Raw genomic sequence first — 19,783 nt, forward strand, 5'->3', positions numbered from 1 at the left:
ATAATAAATTCTAAATTTCAGCAATTAAAAAGATGCCACTCTCGGCATCCTAATTAAAACTCCTTATACCTTACACCCTTTGGGTCTATCTTTTTTATTAATAACATTTCTTCTTTAGTAGGATAATCTAATACTCTGACTCCCTGTGTATTAACGGTGAAACCAGTATTCTTCACTACCTCATCTATGGTTGTTAATGGGCTTATTGCCTCTAGCTTAAGCTCATTATCTTTATATTTAAACACAGCTAGAGGAGTAATTATTCTATCTACATTACCCCTTGTAGTAATAAAATCTACCCTATCTACAAAGGTTCTTGCATCATGCTTAGTTCTCCATATCAATGCCCTTTTAACTGTAGGTATCAATACAGCACTACCTGCTCCTCCTGGTAATCTAATCTTTGGATTATGATAATCTCCTATAACAGATGCATTGACATTTCCAGACTTATCAAACTGGACACCAGACAAAAATGCAACATCTAATTTCCCCCTCATGGATAAATCAAATATTTCCTGTAGGGGAAAAACAGCACAACCATTGTTATATATATCTTCTCCGGCTGAAGAATAACTGAGAAGATTCCTTGGATTTGAATCTACCCCTCCAGGTATATTAAGGTAATTTAGATTTTTTGCATGCATCTTCTTAGCCAATAATATGGCTACCATAGGTAATTGTGATGACACACCATGAAATACGGTTTCGTTATCATGCAATAGCTTAGCTATTGTAACTATCATTATATCAGCAGGATGTACATTTTTTGCTTCCTGTGTCATCATAAAACATTCTTCCTTTCCATTTTCTTGTCTGCATACTCGTAGTCACTAAGATATTTCATTAGTCCATCATTATCTTTATTATTTATGAAATCAGATAATACCTTTTTATTTATATCATACTTACCAGGTTGACTACATGGAGCCGCCCCTCTAGGTATATTGACTACAGCATGAACTAAAAATCCAGGTATGACTACTCTATCCTGCTTTAATCTTATTTGAGAAGGAGATATTATCTTCTCAGTAGATATTATTATCTTATTTGAAGCTCTAGACATCAATACATCATCATAAACAGGACCATCTATAATGGCATTACCATGTTCATCACATTCACTAACATGTATTAAAGCAACGTCTGGCTTTATTGCCTTAACTACTGTAATACTATCTCCCGTAAATGGATCGGTAATCACCCTAAAGTAGTCATTAGCATTAATAAGGTCACTATTCTTTAGTCCGTATACTGGCATAAAGGGTACATTGATTTTACCTGCGTTTAATGCACACATTACTGTATAACAAGCATGTTCATTAGCCTTTACCTTACCTGCCTCCACAGCTTTTCTATAGTACATAGCTAAACCAAATTCCGTTTCGTAACTGATAAATCCAGCTGTTACACTTTCGACACAATCGCCTCTAACAAGCAAATCTACTTCATGAGCACCAGCCGTTTTTATAATATTTAGCTTCTTCTTCCTCTGTCTAACTATCTCACGTGCTAACGCCATAGGGGCACGGTGTAATGTATTGCCGCCAAGGGCTACGGTATCTCCATCTTTAATTATACTAATGGCATCAGAAATATTCACTACTTTATTCATACTAGAGTCCTTTCTAGCTGTATTATTTAACAGCATTACATGCTATATGTATGGCATCCCAAACCTCAGCAAAGGGTGGTGCATAGCCAAAATCCACCCATCCTAATTCATCAACAGGTATACCTGTATGTATAGCCAATGCAAATGTATTAATTCTAAGTGCTGTCCCAGCATAGCCTACTGCTTGAGCACCAAGTATTTTCTTTGTTTTTCTTTCAACTATTAGTTTAATCTTTATGGGTTGTGGATTTGGGTAATATGGTGCATGGTTTAGAGATTTAATAGTCACAGTTTTATAGTCATAGTTTTCAAGTATGGCCTCTTGTTCAGATAATCCAGTCTTAGCCCCCTCCATATCAAATACCTTGATCATGGATGTACCAAGAGTTCCTATATATCTAGTTCTTTCTCCTATAATAGCCGAACCTGCCAATCTTCCTTGCTTATTAGCATTTGTCCCTAATGGTATATAAACATCTAATCTATCTTTTACCCTATTAAATATCGTTGCACAATCCCCAGCACTATATATATCTTCCACACTTGTCTTCATTTCTTTATCCACAAGGATAGCACCATTGTTAATTCTTTTGATACTAGTACCTTCTAAAAAGTCAGTATTCGGTCTAACACCAATACTCAATATAACTAAATCTGCATTATAGCAGTTTTTATCAGTTACAACCTTAATACCCTCATTACGGCTATCTAATTCTAATACTCTTTCACCTGTTTTTACATTAACCTTGTTTTTCTTAAGCTCTTCCTGTAGGTCTGCAGCCATTTCTTTATCGAGATGTGGAAGGATTTGATTTTTGTATTCAATCAGGGTAACATTTTTACCAAGATTACCAGCTGCTTCAACTAGTTCTACTCCTATAAATCCTGCTCCGATTATCACTATGTCTTTGACATCATCCTTAAATAGCTCTGACTTAATCTGTATTCCATCTTCTATGGTAGATAACGTCTTAACCATTGGATGATCAACGCCTAGCCATGGAGGTATTATAGGCTTTGCCCCTGTACTAATCAAAAGCTTATCATAGTTATCTTCAAAAATATCTCCTGTAAGTAGGTTTTTTACGATAACCTTCTTATTGTTTTCATCTAGACCAATAACCTCATGATATAGATTTATATTAATCCCTATCTTTTCAAAATCATCCTTGGTTCTTATAATCATCTTCTCATAATCCTTAATCTCATCGCCTACATAATATGGCAATCCGCAGGCTCCGTATGAAAGGGTACCACCCTTTTCATATACAGTTACCTCCGATTGATATCTAGATCGTCGAATTTTGCTTGCTGCACTCATACCTGCGGCAACTCCACCAATGACTATTACCTTCATATCCTTTTCTCCTTTAAACCTTGATTAAGCATATAAACTAGTTCTTCATAGGTAAATTGAATTGGACTAGTTAATCTACAAGCATCATTCAATGCCATAGTACAAATCTTGCTTATATCTTCTTTTTTGACACCCAACTCAGTCAAGTTAGTTGGTATATTTAATTTTTTATTCATATCTAAAATCCTAAGTATAACCCGTGGACATATATACTTATTCTTTTTTTGAAAAACACTGATTCCCATGGCATTTGCAATGTCTCCCAGTTCTTCACCTTCGAGCCTACTTCCTAGCTGCTCTAACACTATAGGTAGTAATACTGCATTACAAACTCCATGGGGTAAATTATATAGTCCTCCCAACTGATGAGCAATAGCATGTACATAACCTAAAGAAGCATTTGAGAAAGCTATCCCTGCCATAAACTGTGCCTTTGCCATATTTTCCCTAGCAGCTATATTACTACCATCTCTATAGGCAGTAATCAAATTTTTATTTATTAAGTCTATTGCCTTTAATGCATAGGTATCCGTTAATGTATTACTATCCGTTGATAGATATGCTTCTATTGCGTGGGTCAGGGCATCCATTCCAGTTGCACCTGTAAGTCCCTTAGGCATTGTCATAAGAGAATCTGTATCATTAATAGAAATCCAGGGAATAAGCTTATTGTCAATAATTGACATCTTTTTTTGTTCTTTTGTATCTGTGATAATTGTAAATCTGGTAACCTCAGAGCCAGTACCTGATGTGGTATTAATACATATAAGTGGTAATATTTCATTGGGAATCTTATCAACACCTGCATAATCCCTTATATTTCCTTTTGATGTAGCTTTAATTCCTACAGCCTTTGCTAAATCATGGGCTGAACCTCCGCCAATAGATATTAGAAAATCACAATCATTGGCAGATATAAGAGAATATGCTTTATCTACACATTGAACGGTAGGATTAGGCATAGTTTGATCATAGGTTTTATATCCTATGGTGTTATTAGATAAAACCTTTAAAACCCTTTTATATGTAGGGGATTTCACTAAAAAACTATCTGTTATTATTAAACATCTTCTAAATCGATTTCCTGATAACTCTGCATTTAAATATTCAATACAATTCTTACCTAAATAGTTTTTTGAGGGTGATAGTAAATTTATCAATTTAATTCCCCCCTGAACCACTATTTTGTAATCTATTCATTTCATCAGTAGCTTCATTTAAAGCATCCATTATTTCCATTCTTCCATTAGCTATCTCAGTCATAAATTTAGAAAATATCCCTATAAAATCAGATAGAAGCGGAAAACTAGGCAATGGTTTTGATGATTCTATCATCTCTTTAGCAAGTGAATACCAAGGATATTTATTATCATCTTCTGTAAAACTCGAATATCTGGTTGGATTTCCACATATCCTACCTACTTCTATATCAATGTCCTTTGCAGTTAATTCTTCCATTACTTTTAGTGCTAATTCCTTTGAATTACTATTATTATTAATACCAAATGACCATGTAACATTCCATGACTCATCCAATATAGCAAATCCAACATCATCCCTATCCTTACATTCCTCGTCCATGACTGCTCCCATCTGTCCACCCCAAGTTACTGCAAATATAGATTCCCTATTCTGTATAGCTTCCCTGACTCTATCATTGTCAAATAACAGTGTATCTTTAGGAGCATACTTTATCATTTCTAGATAATTCTTTATCCCTTCTACAGCCATATCATTATTAAATTGTGGCTTTCCTAAATCAGTAAATGGTTCACATCCAGCTGCTCGCAAATAAGGTAATACATCTAGAAATATCTCTGTTGGATGGGATTTTAGTACTATTGGATATATATCATTATTTCTATTTAAATTTTTAATATGCTCAATTATTTTATTAAGTGAAACCTTTGAAGCTATGCTCCTGTCTAAGTAGCTTTTCCTATAGGTTAATAAATGTCCATCACAAAATGATGGCATTAAATATTGCTTGTCTTCATAATACATCTCTTCTCTAATACTCTTTAATATATCCTTATCTACCTTCGATTCTTCTCTGGTATATAAAGCTGAAAGATAATTATTTTGAACAAAGGCAGGTAACCAAAGATGACCTGCCACCATTACAATATCAATCTTATCATTATCAAAAGATTCCATTAAGGTATCGTAATATGAATCAAAAGGTACTATCTCAAAGTCTATGTTGATTCCAAGCTTATTTTCTATTCTTTTTAAAAATCCCTTTGATGTATCAACATATACATTAACTGCTGGATCATTGACTGCCAGTACATTAATCGTCTTCATAAAATCACCTTCCGCTTATAATTCCCCTTCGTATTACTGGGTCTAGATTTGTTATCATCTCTCCCTCTGGAATTATGTGCTTCGCTAATTGTAAAGCATCTATTTTACCCCTAAAGATTGCTATAGATGCTCCGTCTAAATACTCCTTGGAATCTATATCTACAAGATCCACTGGAGTATGATGCAATATATAATTTGTCAATTCTAATAATCTTGCATGACTCAATAGTTCTACAACAAAGATATTGTTTATATTGCCAATATCAACAGTCAATTCTTTGTTTAAAAACTCAAGTAATTGTCTATGGGGAGAACCTATCCATCCTATTTCAACTAGAGCACCATCTGAATTATCTATAGCATAATTCATAGCATATTCTAAGCTAGCATGCTTCCCATAGAGAATCCCTATATATCTTCTTCCTGATATTATCTTTTGTTTTATATCGCTAAACTCTATATTCTTAGCCACTTGATTAAGCACCTTCATACCCTTAGGAACAGAATCAAACTCCAATACCCCAATAGCATCTGCTATATCCTTTGTCATATGTATCACCTAATCAATTATTCCAATAATCACAGCATCTATAGGTAATGGGACATCTGTATTCATAGCATAGATAGCATTATGTCCTTGTGTAACGATAACCTCATCTCCAACACCTGCACCAATCTGGTCCACTGCTATTATATAAGTATTGTCCGTTAATTCTATCCTCATAAACTTACAGCCAATCATCTTTGAGTTTTTTTTAGTAGATACCAAGTTACCTACAACTTTTCCAACTATCATTAAGGATCACTACTTTCTAATCTATAGTTGAACCATTTACTCTATCTAAAGAAGTACTTCAGCATAGTCACCGCTTTTAACTAAAAATGCATTTCCATCGTCGTTATCAAGGTGCAATTCTAAGACATATGAATCATTAACCTTACAATATACATTGCCCAATACCCCTGGTTTAATGCCATCTATCTTAACCTGAATTATCTGTCCATGGACAATGCCCATTTTCTCAGCATCTAAGGTCGATAAATGGAGATGTCTAGTTGCTATGATACAACCCTTTTTTAAATCTACACTTCCCCTTGGTCCAATTAACTTTATTGCCGATGACCCTTCTAAATCTCCTGAGCTTCTAACTGGCGGATTAATCTTTAGATATCTGCTATCCGTTGCCGAAATCTCTACTTGACTTTCAGAGCGCATGGGACCTAAAATTCTAATGTTTTCAATTAATCTTTCTTTTCCATCAATATTACTTGCTATGGTAACTGTTTCTTTGCAAGCATATTGCCCAGTTTGTTTGAGATCCTTCATCTTACTTAGTTCATAACCTTTACCAAATAGAATCTCCACATCCTTTGAACTCAAGTGGACATGTCTATTTGATATACCAATAGGTACAGCAAACCTATAATTATCACTATCTATCATGTTTACTATATTCTCAACTACCTCAGCAGCTACCGATTTTATTATTTTATCATATTCACTTTTCATAGCTACTTAGCCTTAGGCAATATCAAATCCATGCTATTATGAGGGCGTGGTATAACGTGAACTGCTATTAATTCCCCTATTCTTGAGGCAGCTTCTGAACCTGCCTCAGTAGCTGCCTTTACAGCTCCAACATCCCCTTGAATAGTAATAGTTATAAGCCCTGAACCTATTTTTTCCATACCTACAAGTGATACCTCTGCTGATTTTAACATATTATCTGCAGCCTCTATAGCCGCTGTTAATCCTCTAGTCTCTATAAATCCAATAGCTTTACCCATAATCCTTTTTACCTCCTTAGTATTCTTTGTATTTGTCTTACGTTGTTCTTTTGTTTTTTTAGACTTATCATCTTTAGCTTGTTCTATGTTCTCCTTATCTACAGCCTCTTTAGAAGGTTCTATATCGCTCTTTTTAATCACTGAAAGACCCCTCCCTAAAATAATACATAAGCTCTGGTGCAGGATTAGCAATAACCTCAGCAACCTTTAATACATATGTATCTTTATAATATCTCCTCAATACATCAAAGGCCTCTTCTAAGTCCGATACTCCACCATCAAATACCAAAGTTATAAGCCTTCCTCCTAGACTTTTTTTATGATGTATTAAAGTTGAATTTGAATTTTTTAAGATTATATCTGCAGCTTTATATGCATTGGTAAGGTTTTGTATTTCTAACACACCGATTGCCATATATTATTTCAGCTTAGGTAAAATACTAGCTATCTCATCGTGAGGTCTTGGAATCACATGTACCGCTACTAGTTCTCCCAATCTTGATGCTGCATCAGCACCTGCCTCTGTAGCAGCTTTTACTGCGCCTACTTCTCCTTTCACTATTACAGATATAAGTCCAGAGCCTATCTTTTCCGTTCCTACTAATTCTACTTGAGCAGTCTTTAACATACTATCAGCTGCTTCTAAAGCAGCTGTCAACCCTCTAGTTTCTATGAATCCTACTGCACTACCCATAATCTATTACCTCCTGTTAAATTGGTTTATTGTTAAACTTTTAGGTAAAATACACTATTACCACGCCTTTATCATCTTTTCAATTCCCTCATGGGGATTGGGAATACAATCACTTATAATATCCTCAGGTTCATTGTATTTAAGTGCAACTTTATATCCTAGTTCTAAAGCAGCGTTTACTTGGTCTAATGTACCTATAAATTTCACCTGTGCTTGAAGTGGTATCTTTTCTAGTATAGCTACAGCAGGCTTGTTGATATTAATAGCTACAACCTTTATATCCATATGATGATATATCTCATTTATAACAATTAGAGCTGTAGAATATCCACATACCTCTAACATACCTAAAGCTCTACCTTTACTATTCATCATATTATACGGAAACCATCCACTAGTACACAGTGTCTAGCACGTGTAAAATCTTTTGCTGTAGTTATACCTTCTCCAGTAGGTCCTGCAATGCTAAAGCTAACAACGCTTTCACTATCAACACCTATTCCAGCCACTGATGGTGCATTTTTAACAAATATGGTAGTATCAATAGCCTTAGCATAATATGTTATATTATCAATATTTTGTGAATGTACTATTGCTGTATGTCTATTTCCATGTTCTGCTTCAACAGCATACTCGACACCCTTCACAAAGTTTTCCACTCTAACTATTGGTAGAACAGGCATCAATAATTCTAATTGCACAAATGGATGCTCAAAAGGAACTTCGCATATAATACATTTAGGTCTCGTACTATACCTAATACCCAATGCATCAAGGATTTTATATGCATCCTTTCCTACCCACTCCTTTTTTGTATGTAGATTAGTTGTTTTAGAAGAATTGCCTAGGAAGAACTTCTTATCAGTTGCTTCTATTATAAGGTCTGTAAGTGCTGATATATAGCTAGAGTCTAAATAGAAAGCACCTTCACTCTTCATATTTTCAATCAATTCATTAGCAACTTCGTCTACTACAAACACTTCTTTTTCTAATATACAAACTATATTGTTATCAAAGGAGTGACCTTTGATAATATCAGCAGCTGCTTTTTTTATATTTGCTGTGGAATCAACAACTACTGGAGGATTGCCAGCACCTGCCCCAATAGCCTTTTTCCCTGATTTGAGTAAGGCTCTTACTAACCCTGGTCCACCTGTTCCAACCAGTAGATTTATTTTGGGACAATTAGCCATGACCTGTAATGATTCCATAGTAGGATCCTTAACCATAGTAATAATGTTTGCTGGTCCACCCAAATCCATAATACATTCATTAATCTTAGCAACTGTATAAGCACAAACATGTTTTGAGCTAGGATGAACATTAAATACTACTGTATTACCAGCAGCTAGCATGGCTATAGTATTACTAATAACAGTCTCTGAAGGATTTGTGGAAGGCGTAGTAGCTCCAACAACACCATATGGAGCTTGTTCAATTAGTGCTAATCCTGTGTCCCCACTTTGAACCTTACTACTCAATACCTCTGTTCCAGCCGTTCTAGCTGCTAACTCGTGCTTGATAATCTTGTCTTCATAGTTTCCAAGTCCTGTTTCTTCAACTACTTTTTTAGCTAAAATATTTTTCTCTCTTAAAGTCCATTCTTTGATTCCATCAATAAATCTCTGTCTATCCTTAATAGAATAATTCTTTAACTGTTGATAGGCACGATGTGCCTCATTGATAGCATCTTCCATTTTTTCAAATACTCCTACCTCTAAACTCTGATTATATTCATATTCGTTAGAATTGCCAATGCTATTATTATTAACCAAACTGCTATTACCCTCAGCCCCTAAAGTTTTAGCTAAAACCTCTGCTACAAGCTTTTCAATCTGTAGTTCATTAATCTGCATATTTATCACCTACTCTTTAACTGATTTATTACCTCTTTAGTTATCATCTTCACTAACTCTTGTCGATCTATATTTGATGATTTAGTATTAATATCAGTATCTCTTCCTTCTACTTTACAAGTAGGTATACCACCAGATTTAATACCAATATTCTTTCTAATATCTAATAATGCATCTATTTGAGCACAATTAAATTCTTTTGGATCTCCAATTTGATTTACATAAAGAAGAATCTTACCATAATGCTCAACAGACTCCATTCTGAAGAATGCTTGCGTTAAATCATTTCCCCATGTCAGTAGCCCATGATTTGCTAAGAGAACTGCATTATAATCCAATACATATGGCTTAATTGACTCAGGTACTTCATCAGTACCTGGTAAAGCATAATCTGCCACAGGAACTACACCTAAATTAACTACTGCCTCAGATAGTATTGGTGTTTCCATAGGTAATCTTGCCACTGCAAAAGCAGTGGCAATTGGAGGATGTGCATGCACAACTCCATTTATTTGGGGATTTAGCTTGTATACTTCAATATGCATTTTTACTTCTGAGGATGGTCTTGCATTATTACTAAGAACCTTACCATCTAAGGTCATCTTGACTAAATCACTAGGCTTCATTCCACCTTTGCTAACACCTGTAGGTGTTACTATAATCTCATTTGGACTAATCTTTGCCGATATATTTCCATCATTGGCAGCTACAAAACCTTTATCATAAAGTTTTTGCCCTATCTGACATATATCTTGTCTTATCTTCATTTCATTTCTTGCAAAATTCATAGGTTCCTCCTATTTAAATAGTTTCTCAAGATTTTCTCCAAAGGGTGGATAAACTATACCTTTCTCAGTTATTATTGCTGTTATATAACGAGCTTCTGTAACATCAAAGGCAGGATTATATGCTTTAACTCCCTCTGGAGCAGTTCTTCTACCGAAGCCATTACCTATCTCATCCTCATCCCTTAACTCAATCTCTATATCTTTACCTGTTGGAGTACTCATATCTATAGTTGATGTAGGTCCCAAAATATACATTGGAATACCATATTCCTTGGCAAGTATAGCTACCCCACATGTACCAATCTTGTTAGCAGTATCTCCATTGGCAGCAATTCTATCACATCCAACAAGGACTGCATCTATTTTACCTTCCTTCATTACCTGTGAAGCCATGTTATCACATATGACAGTCACATCGATTCCAGCCTTATTTAACTCATATGCAGTTAATCTTGACCCCTGTAATAGAGGTCTAGTCTCGTCAGCAAACACTTTAAAATTGTATCCCTTTTCATGTCCTAGATATATAGGTGCAAGTGCTGTTCCTATACCTGAAGTTGCAATCCCTCCAGCATTGCAATGAGTCAATAATCCCATATTAGGCTTTAGTAATTCTAACCCATACTCACCAATAGCCTTACCCATAGCTTGGTCTTCTGCTAATATTGCTTCACTCTCTTCTAATAAAGCTACCTTAATCTCAGATACTGATTTGCCTACTTCTTTGTCAAATCTGGCTGTCATCCTATCCAATGCCCAAAATAAATTGACTGCTGTTGGTCTAGATGTTGCTAGATAATCCCTAATAACTTCAAATTCTTTTCTAAACTCAGCATAATTCTCTGTTTCGATTTTATTGGCACAAACATATAATCCAAATGCCGCTGCTATACCTATTGCTGGAGCTCCTCTTACTCTTAACATCTTTATTGCTTCAAATATTCTTTCCCTATCGTCTAGTTCTAGGAAAACTTCTTTTGTAGGAAGCTGTGTTTGATCAATAAGAACAAGTTTAGTTTTATCTTCATTTAATCTTGCTGGTACTACTGTCGTAATCATGTTTTCATCTCCTATAAGTATTTTTCAATTAATTTCAGGTAGTCTTCACCTGTTGTTATTTCATTTCTATTCTTAATAAAAATCTTTGCCAAGTTTAAATTGTCCATCTTAGCCTTTGCTCTCTTAATATCATCTTCAATACCATCTAAATCCTTTACGTGGGCAAAACCAACGGTTCTTCTTACCATTTCGCAGCCAGTAACCCCTGCTGTATTTACAAGAACATCATTAACATAAAATTCTTTAAAACCAGGAGTTTTAGCCATTTTATCAGTTACTACCTCATTCCAAAGCTTTAATGCCTTAGATTTAAATAGGTTAACTATATCCTTAATAGTTTGTAAAAGATACTCTTTATGCTTTCTCTTTAATTCCTCATCTTCACATCTTGCTTCTGTGGATATGTAGTTCATTATAAGGTTAGCCAACAATGCTCCGATATCATATGCCATAGGACCATAAAATGCAAATTCTGGGTCTATGACCTTTGTATGATTTTGATTTACAAATATACTTCCAGTATGTAAGTCTCCATGGAGCAAAGCTTGTGCATTATTCATAAAGTCAAACTTTAATTTTGCTACTTCTAATGCTAACTCTTTATCATTAACTATTTGAGTCTCATGATACTCTTTTATACTTTCTTCAACATTATTTCTAGCACCAATATGAAATGGTTCAGTATAAACAAGATCCTCTGTTATCTCACATAATTCAGGGTTTATAAAGCTCTTAACTCCATCTTTCTTCTTCTTATGCTCCATTACAACATCTGAAGTTAATAATAAAGTCTTTACAAGAAAATCACTGATTTGTTCAGCAAACTTTGGATATTGCTCAAAATCCATAAGTCCATATCTCATTATTTTATAATCATATAAGTCTTCCATAACCATGCAGAACATATCTCCATCAAACAAATATACTTCTGGAACTAAACCACCTGTTAGGTCATGCTCGAGTTTAAGTATTCTTGTTTCTATTTCACCTCTATTAATATCTAAAGGCCAATCTTCTCCAGCTGCTCTTACATATGGAAGAGCCTGCTTTACTATGATACTCTTATCGTTTTTTGTATCTCTAATTCTAAATACAAGGTTCAAATTTCCATCGCCTATTTCTTTACATTCATAGATAGCATCTTCCGCAAAGAAATCTAGCTTGTTATTGACATATTCAATTACTGTTTTTTCATTTAATTCATAATAATTTTTCATATTCTTTACTCCCCTATTATTTAATCTCTACGTTTATAGTAAGTTAATCCAAGTCCAAGGATTAAAACAACTCCCTTTACGATGTCCTGTGAATAATATGGAAAATTCATCATTACTAAACCATTAAGTAATATACCCATTAATAATGCCCCAAGTAAGGTTCCTATAGCATTGGCTTTACCAATACCTAATACTGAAAATCCTATGTATGCCGCTGCAACGGCATCCATTAGATATGTTGCTCCTGCATTTACCTCACCTGACCCCAGCCTTGCACCTAATACCAATCCACCTAAAGCTGCTATGAATCCTGAAAAAACATATGCTAATAATCTATATTTCTTAGTGGGAATACCTGATAATTTAGCTGCTTCCTCATTTCCTCCAACCATATAAAGGTATCTGCCGTATTTTGTATAATTTAGAAAAATATGAACCAAAGCAACAACTAAAAGCATTATGATGACTGGGAACGGTATACCCATAACTTTGCCTTGTCCAATAAATAAATATGCTGGGTGCATTGTCCCTGGTGCAATCCCACCATTATTGGGTAATGGCATATAATTATATATTGCTGTACCATTTTGAAATGTAATAGAAACTCCTGTAAGAACAAACATCATTGATAGTGTTGTAAGCATGTCGGATATTTGTACCTTTATTATCAAGAAAGCATTAATACAACCTATCAGTATGCCTACTAATAACGGAACAACAATAGCCAGTACTGGACTCATCTCCCAAATAACCATTATCTTTGCTGCTATAACCGCTGCAAAACCTGCCACAGCTCCAACCGAAAGGTCAAAACCATCAACAGTTAGTGACATTGTAATAGCTAATGCTATAAGACAAACTATTGATACAGATCTGAAAATATTAGTTATATTATCAACCCTCATAAAATTATCAAGGGTTATAGTGAAAAATAATATTGCTACAATTGTAACTATGATTGTCCCATATTTATAAAAGAAGCTATATATATCTAATTTTGACTTTTGCTTAGTGTTTTGCATTGTTTCCACCCCTTCTTGTATCCTGTCCTCCTCCAGTTGAATAGAACAATAATTCTTCTTCGTTGGTATCCTTAGTTATTAATTCCTTTGCAATTGTTCCATTATACATAACATATGCCCTATCGGATAAACCTAATATCTCACTAAATTCACAGGAAGCATATATAACACTATTTCCTTCTTTAACTAATTCTGCTATTAAACTATAAATTTCCGCCTTACTACCTACATCAACACCCTTTGTAGGCTCATCAAATATGTAAACTTTTGCGTCTGACAGTAGCCACTTGCCAATAGCTACTTTCTGTTGATTTCCTCCACTTAGGAAAGCTACTTTTTGCTTTTCATTAGGTGTCTTTATTCCTACCTTTGCAATATTTTCCTTAGATACTTTACGCATCTCACTTCTATTCATAAAAGGACCATTACAATATTTTTGTAATGTAGGTAATGTTAGATTTGTTTCAATTGATTCATGAACTAATATCCCCTCTTTTCTTCTTTCCTCTGGAACTAATGCAAACCCACTTTTTACTGCGTGATTAGGGCTTTTAGGATTTACTTTTTTACCCTCTAACAGAATTTCACCCTCATATATGTTCCCCTCACCAAATAGCAACTTACAAAGCTCTGTCTTCCCACCACCAACAAGACCTGCCAATCCTACTATCTCACCTTTACCAAGCGTCATATTAACGTTACTTATTCCGCCTGTGCCTGATAAATTCTTGGTTTCAAATACCACTTCACCTATTTCGCCATGATGTTTAGGGAAAGTGTTTTCAAGCTTTCGCCCTAACATTTTTTCAACAAGTTTTTCTATCGTCATATCTTTAACATCATAAGTTCCTTCATATGTACCATCTCTTAAAACTGTTATCTTATCGCTGATTTTAAATATCTCATCTAATCTATGACTTATAAAAATAATACTCATTCCATCATTTTTAAGCTTATTTACGATTTCAAACAACTTTTCTGTTTCTTCATAGCTTAGTGGTGCAGTTGGTTCATCTAAAATTAAAAACTTCGCTTTTTGATAAACAGCTCTTCCTATAAGAACCATTTGTTTTTCTGACAATGTTAAATCACTAACTAATTTATTTTCATTTATATCAAGCCCTAGGGATTGTAGTTCCTTTTTAGCCTGTGTTTTGATGCTTTTCCAATTTACAAATAACCTCTGATCCTGGCTTATTATGGCATCCATCATAATATTCTCTGCTACTGTAAGATGTGGAACCAAGGCTGTATCAACCTCTTGATAAACAATTACTACACCTTCGTTTTTAGCATCTATAGGACTATTAATATTACATACCTTATCATCTATAATAATTTCACCTTCATAGCCTTGATAAGCTCCTGCCAAAATCTTCATCAGTGTACTTTTTCCTGCTCCATTGGCGCCTATTAGGGCATGTACCTCTTGATCTCCAACAAAAAAATTTACATTATCTAACGCTTTTACCCCAGGAAATGATTTAGTTATACCCTTCATTTGCAGTTTACTCATGTTTAAAACCTCTCATTTTCCAAATATTTAGTTTGTAACCTAGGTATTTAGAATACTACGCTCAATTTACATAAAGCCTATTACAGTTAGTTTCAAACCCAATATGCATCATATATTTGTAATATTATTATTACTCGTTATCATGAGGAGTTTAGGAAGGATAGGATATCCTTATCCTATCCTTCCTATTACATCAAAAATACTCCTCAAAATAACATTCTATATATCTATAAAATTTAATATGGGGGCTTATCCATTCATATTTATTTCTGTTGTTTCTCCATTTCTAACATCCAGTCTTCTAAGAAATCAGTTGTAGATCCCCACCCATCATAAAATTCTGCTAAATCTGCCATAGTTACACGTCTTTCATCCTTACTTGGAAGATCGTCAACATGTATTAATACTGGCTTCAATGAGTAGTAACGAGGAATTTTTTCACCTGCTAATGCTTTTAATGCTAATCTTACCTGAACTTGTCCAACTACTGTAGGGTCAACTGCTGCTGAAGATCTCCAAATTTCTGGGTGATCCTGCATCATTGCTAGGTCTTGATCTGAGATATCCACTGAATATAGTGGAATTTTCTTTCCAGATGCAACTATTGCATTGTAGAAGCCTTTAGCATACTCATCCCATACACCATATACTGCATCAATTTTATCAGTAGTAGTTAAAATAGTTTCTAAAGCTGTTTGAGCCTTAGGCATTGGATTATCTGTACCAAGGTCAATGGTATTTATCACTTCTATACCTGTATACGTTGGTAGTATTCCACCTTCCCAGATTCTGTGACGCTTATCTGTTGGGGGAACGTTTGCCACTCTGTTATAAACAACTTTACCCTTACCATCTAATTCTTGAACTAATGACATTTGAGATAAAAGTCCCATCATTAAGTCATATTGATCAAGTGAAACTAATTTTCCTTTATGTATTTCCTCAGGTACATCAAAATCGTTATCAAATACTATTACAGGAATTCCTGCTTTTAGAGCATTTGTTACCGAATCAGTAAGAGCATCGGCTTTACCATGAGAAATTAGTATTGCATCCATCTTATTTGTTACTGCATTATCAATTCCTTCTGCCATCTTAGTTAAATCATTGTTGGCATCGATTACACTCAATTCAATACCATAACGTGCTGCCTCTGCCTTAACACCATTGATATGTGTAATCATGTGGGTACCTGTACCCCACTCTTTAATAAGTGCCATCTTAATTGTCTTACCTTGAAGTGCCGCTGGAATATTTCCGCTAGTTGCTTCACTTGCTTTTGCTGGTTCGCTAGACTCAGTTGCTGCTGGTTCTGCTTTTTCTGGAGCAGATTCTTTAGGTTGACTAGAACATCCTACTACCGAAAATATTAGTAGTACAGCTAGTAGTAACGCAAAAAATTTTTTCATAAACATTTTCCCCTTTTCATATAATTTTTTGTACCATGTAAATTATGTGACTATTCATTCTTGTCTTAATTTTATATAACTTTTCACTTTGTGTCAATATTTTTCAAATAAAAAAATAATTTTAAAAAATATTTTCGTATTTTTTCATATTTTGCTTGTATTTTTGTGCAAATATTATATTTATACTTGTTTTATGAAAGAAATATTTTGCAATAAAAATAGGTAAACCACTGATATTTATCAATGGCTTACCTACAACATGAATCGTCTCTACAAAAATAATCCTTCCACCATAAAAAATAAAGAATCTATAGTAATTTAGACGTCTGCTAAAATGAATCTTGGATCTTTGTGATATGTCTTGTTAACTTTGCTTGTTGTAATAAGTTTTCGTGTATTATCAAGTTGTGCAAATGTATATCTAGATCGTTTATTAATCTTGCTAGAATCAGCTATTATGTATGATTCTGCTGAGTTTTCAAGGGCTATCTTATTTACTTCAGCAACATCTATGCTTGATGTTGTAACATGCCCCCCAGGTACTACCCCTGATGCTCCAACAAAGCATTTATCAAAATTCATATTTGATATTTGTTTTATTACAGTTGGACCTATGACTACTCCTATATCTAATAACACTTCTCCTCCAAGTATTATAGTATTTATCTGATACTTCATAAGTTCCTGGATATGAAATGCACCATTTGTCACAACGGTTACGTTCTTTCCTGCAAGGTGTCTAATCATGGCATATTCAGTAGTCCCAGGTCCAATGAATATGAATGATCCATCACTTACCATAGTGGCTGCATAGCTTCCAATCTGAAGTTTTTCATCCTTGTTTAGTGTCATCTTCTCAGTCAGAGATTTTTCTGATACATTCATTCTAATCTTCGCTGCACCACCAGAAAGTATTTCTACATGCCCCTCTTCTTCAAGGGTTTTCAGATCTCTTCTCACTGTTGCTAGCGATACACCCGCTACCTTAGCTATCTCTTCCAAAAAGACAATATCTTTTGTATGCATAAATTCTAGCACTTTACTTCTTCTAACATAAGGTATCATATTTCTTCTCCTTTTTGCAAATATAATCTAATAATATCATTATTTTTCATAAATTTCAAATGACTAAATATCAAAACTTTTTTCTATAGCATAAAGGCATCTGATGATATATTTTAGTTGCAAGTTCCAAGTTGCAAATACTAGAGCATTTCTAGTGAGTTTTAAAAGAAAATTTTTTTACCAATATTTTACTGGTGACAGTTTTAATTTCCATTCTAGTACCCTATTTTACTCTACTCTAGCTATACACTTTCTTACAAAAAAGTTTGAATTCCTTATCAAGGATAATTTACACCCATGAAATCCATATCTTTTCACAATGCTGTGAAATAATGTATATCTTATATGCTATTGTATCAAATATATTCATTAAAATCATCAACTATAGATGTTCTTGTTTTTTTATTATAGCAAGTTAAGATGATGAGTCAAGGTGACGGTTCTTTTCAACAAAAAGACAAACGAAACGTCCCCTTGTCTTTTTGACAATATATTAGTTAAGATTATTTTTATGGTATAATAATTTATATATATTAAAGAAGCTAGTCAAAAATGGAAAAAGATAAAAAACTATATAATGAACATGATGTAGAATATAAGCATATACTTTTGCATAAAAAGAATTTCATAGACTTTTTAAGAAGTTTTGTAAAAAAGCTTGGATTAATTCTCTAAAGGAAGAAAACTTTATATTGATAAATAATGTTCAATTTATCATAACTATCATATGCTTTGGAATAAGGGGTAAACAAAAATGAAATATAATTTAAGTGATAAGATTATTAAAGAGATAAAGTCTATAGCTAGAAAATATCTAATAAAAAAAATAATTCTCTTTGGTTCCCGTGCAAGAGGAGATAATAAACCTACTAGTGATATAGATATTGCAGTTTATACCTTTCCTAAATTTGATAATGAGGGTCTTTTTGTTAGTGAAATTCAAGATTTAAATACACTGCTAAAAATTGATATAGTATTTTTGAAAGACATTACAAATGAAAAACTTATTGCTAATATTAAGGAAGAAGGTGTTGTTATATATGAGCGATTATAAACAAAAATTTGAGAATTATAAAAATGCACTTAATAGATTAAATGAAGGTATAGAGAAGTATGATTATACAAACGATCTTTTAAGAGATGGCTTAATACAACGTTTTGAATTTACATTTGAACTTGCATGGAAAACTCTCAAAGCTATATTTGAAGATGAAGGACTTATTGGGTTAAATTCACCAAAAACGGTTTTACGTGAAGCTTTTTCAGCTGGTATAATTGTTAATGAAGAGTTATGGCTTTCAATGCTAAAAGATAGAAATTCTACAACCCATATTTATAGTGAAGAAATAGCTAAAAAAATATGCTTAAATATAGAAAAAAAATATTCTAAAGCATTAAATAGTTTGATGCTAGAAATACAAAAAAGGAAGTTTTAACAATAGGTATAATTCTCCCCACAAAAGAGTAGTGTCATAAAATATGTGTCTGAGCATTTTTTTCTTATAATCATAATAACATTTAATTACAAAAATATAAATATATTAATTGGTATACATTCCCATGAATAGTTGTGTTGGTATCTAAATGCTTTCAGCGTTACTAATAGCTCCTATAGATGCTATCATAACCATTACTAGCAATACGGATATTAATCTTTTTGATTTTTTTATTATTTTTCCCTCCTAGTTAATTTGGTATTGTCAAAGATTTAAGAATAATCTTCAACTTAACCCATTGATTTTACTTAAAATTCATATCAAATTTATTAAACCTTGAAGTTGTTTATCTCTAGCAAAATTCCTAAAAAATATACTCCTATAAACTAGATGATTTTTTTATCTTACTAGGTACCCCCTATTTAAGATACTTTGTCAGCAGTAAAAGCTTTTAATTATGTTGTTTCAAAACTAAAGTCTATTCCTGAAAGCTTAAATTTTATAGTTTATGGTAACCTAATATATTTTACTTTTTAAGACCTGCTTTCCTCTTAAAAAGCGTATACCTGTATCGAATAAAACTATTTTTTATTTCATGCCGCCTTTCATAGAACTTTTTACAATACTAAATATTTTGAGTTGTATCTTGTGTTT

22 protein-coding genes are annotated in these 19,783 nt (G+C 33.5%); 2 read left to right on the top strand and 20 right to left on the bottom strand.

Translation table 11 applies throughout. The annotated features are described in order from the left end of the window. Positions 1–53 precede the first annotated feature (53 nt). The 20 genes from BUB36_RS09760 to BUB36_RS09855 all read right to left on the bottom strand — a co-directional run bounded on the left by BUB36_RS09760 (position 54) and on the right by BUB36_RS09855 (position 17,693). A complete protein-coding gene (locus BUB36_RS09760; RefSeq protein ID WP_207550793.1) occupies positions 54–788 on the bottom strand; it encodes a CoA-transferase subunit beta in 735 nt (244 codons plus the stop codon). Then, the gene (locus BUB36_RS09765) at positions 785–1,651 is read right to left on the bottom strand and encodes a CoA transferase subunit A (RefSeq protein ID WP_242655755.1); all 867 of its coding nucleotides are present in this window, start codon (positions 1,649–1,651) and stop codon (positions 785–787) included. The genes BUB36_RS09760 and BUB36_RS09765 overlap by 4 nt, the downstream gene beginning before the upstream one ends. After that, the gene (locus BUB36_RS09770) at positions 1,638–2,972 is read right to left on the bottom strand and encodes a CoA-disulfide reductase (RefSeq protein ID WP_073149455.1); all 1,335 of its coding nucleotides are present in this window, start codon (positions 2,970–2,972) and stop codon (positions 1,638–1,640) included. The genes BUB36_RS09765 and BUB36_RS09770 overlap by 14 nt, the downstream gene beginning before the upstream one ends. After that, positions 2,969–4,132, bottom strand: coding sequence for an iron-containing alcohol dehydrogenase (locus BUB36_RS09775; RefSeq protein WP_073149457.1), 1,164 nt, complete (start codon positions 4,130–4,132; stop codon positions 2,969–2,971). Before BUB36_RS09775 ends, BUB36_RS09770 begins: the two co-directional genes overlap by 4 nt. A gap of 1 nt (position 4,133) precedes the next feature. Beyond that, positions 4,134–5,279: an extracellular solute-binding protein gene (locus BUB36_RS09780; protein WP_073149459.1), complete on the bottom strand. Its 1,146-nt coding sequence runs from the start codon at positions 5,277–5,279 to the stop codon at positions 4,134–4,136. Positions 5,280–5,283: 4 nt separating this feature from the next. Continuing rightward, positions 5,284–5,829 (bottom strand): hypothetical protein, encoded by a 546-nt coding sequence (locus BUB36_RS09785; RefSeq protein WP_073149461.1) that lies wholly within the window; start codon positions 5,827–5,829, stop codon positions 5,284–5,286. 9 nt (positions 5,830–5,838) lie between these two features. Further along, on the bottom strand, positions 5,839–6,075 hold the full coding sequence (locus tag BUB36_RS09790) for a EutN/CcmL family microcompartment protein (RefSeq protein ID WP_073149463.1): 237 nt from the start codon (positions 6,073–6,075) through the stop codon (positions 5,839–5,841). A 45-nt stretch (positions 6,076–6,120) separates the two neighbouring features. Beyond that, the gene (pduL, locus tag BUB36_RS09795; protein WP_084111916.1) at positions 6,121–6,789 is read right to left on the bottom strand and encodes a phosphate propanoyltransferase; all 669 of its coding nucleotides are present in this window, start codon (positions 6,787–6,789) and stop codon (positions 6,121–6,123) included. Positions 6,790–6,791: 2 nt separating this feature from the next. Further along, positions 6,792–7,067, bottom strand: a complete 276-nt coding sequence (locus tag BUB36_RS09800; protein ID WP_073149504.1) for a BMC domain-containing protein — start codon at positions 7,065–7,067, stop codon at positions 6,792–6,794. 133 nt (positions 7,068–7,200) lie between these two features. Beyond that, positions 7,201–7,482, bottom strand: coding sequence for a BMC domain-containing protein (locus tag BUB36_RS09805; RefSeq protein ID WP_073149465.1), 282 nt, complete (start codon positions 7,480–7,482; stop codon positions 7,201–7,203). A 3-nt stretch (positions 7,483–7,485) separates the two neighbouring features. Beyond that, positions 7,486–7,761: a BMC domain-containing protein gene (locus BUB36_RS09810; RefSeq protein ID WP_073149467.1), complete on the bottom strand. Its 276-nt coding sequence runs from the start codon at positions 7,759–7,761 to the stop codon at positions 7,486–7,488. Positions 7,762–7,818: 57 nt separating this feature from the next. Continuing rightward, a complete protein-coding gene (locus BUB36_RS09815; protein ID WP_073149469.1) occupies positions 7,819–8,136 on the bottom strand; it encodes a BMC domain-containing protein in 318 nt (105 codons plus the stop codon). After that, a complete protein-coding gene (locus tag BUB36_RS09820; RefSeq protein WP_073149471.1) occupies positions 8,133–9,617 on the bottom strand; it encodes an aldehyde dehydrogenase family protein in 1,485 nt (494 codons plus the stop codon). Before BUB36_RS09820 ends, BUB36_RS09815 begins: the two co-directional genes overlap by 4 nt. A 5-nt stretch (positions 9,618–9,622) precedes the next feature. After that, a complete protein-coding gene (locus tag BUB36_RS09825; protein ID WP_073149473.1) occupies positions 9,623–10,405 on the bottom strand; it encodes a class II aldolase/adducin family protein in 783 nt (260 codons plus the stop codon). 9 nt (positions 10,406–10,414) lie between these two features. Next, a complete protein-coding gene (mtnA, locus tag BUB36_RS09830; RefSeq protein ID WP_073149475.1) occupies positions 10,415–11,464 on the bottom strand; it encodes an S-methyl-5-thioribose-1-phosphate isomerase in 1,050 nt (349 codons plus the stop codon). An 11-nt stretch (positions 11,465–11,475) separates the two neighbouring features. Next, entirely contained in the window at positions 11,476–12,681 is a 1,206-nt protein-coding gene (mtnK, locus tag BUB36_RS09835) for an S-methyl-5-thioribose kinase (protein WP_073149477.1), read from the bottom strand. Positions 12,682–12,701: 20 nt separating this feature from the next. After that, the gene (locus BUB36_RS09840) at positions 12,702–13,703 is read right to left on the bottom strand and encodes an ABC transporter permease (protein ID WP_073149479.1); all 1,002 of its coding nucleotides are present in this window, start codon (positions 13,701–13,703) and stop codon (positions 12,702–12,704) included. Then, positions 13,690–15,219 (bottom strand): sugar ABC transporter ATP-binding protein, encoded by a 1,530-nt coding sequence (locus tag BUB36_RS09845; protein WP_073149481.1) that lies wholly within the window; start codon positions 15,217–15,219, stop codon positions 13,690–13,692. Before BUB36_RS09845 ends, BUB36_RS09840 begins: the two co-directional genes overlap by 14 nt. 263 nt (positions 15,220–15,482) lie before the next feature. Beyond that, positions 15,483–16,628, bottom strand: coding sequence for a sugar ABC transporter substrate-binding protein (locus tag BUB36_RS09850; protein ID WP_073149483.1), 1,146 nt, complete (start codon positions 16,626–16,628; stop codon positions 15,483–15,485). A 318-nt stretch (positions 16,629–16,946) separates the two neighbouring features. Beyond that, positions 16,947–17,693, bottom strand: coding sequence for a DeoR/GlpR family DNA-binding transcription regulator (locus tag BUB36_RS09855; protein WP_073149485.1), 747 nt, complete (start codon positions 17,691–17,693; stop codon positions 16,947–16,949). 754 nt (positions 17,694–18,447) lie between these two features. Here BUB36_RS09855 and BUB36_RS09860 point away from each other — a divergent pair. Then, entirely contained in the window at positions 18,448–18,747 is a 300-nt protein-coding gene (locus tag BUB36_RS09860; protein WP_073149487.1) for a nucleotidyltransferase family protein, read from the top strand. After that, entirely contained in the window at positions 18,734–19,129 is a 396-nt protein-coding gene (locus BUB36_RS09865) for a nucleotidyltransferase substrate binding protein (RefSeq protein ID WP_073149489.1), read from the top strand. The genes BUB36_RS09860 and BUB36_RS09865 overlap by 14 nt, the downstream gene beginning before the upstream one ends. Positions 19,130–19,783 lie beyond the last annotated feature (654 nt).

It is taken from the genome of Paramaledivibacter caminithermalis DSM 15212, from assembly GCF_900142245.1.
Lineage (GTDB): Bacteria > Bacillota > Clostridia > Peptostreptococcales > Caminicellaceae > Paramaledivibacter > Paramaledivibacter caminithermalis.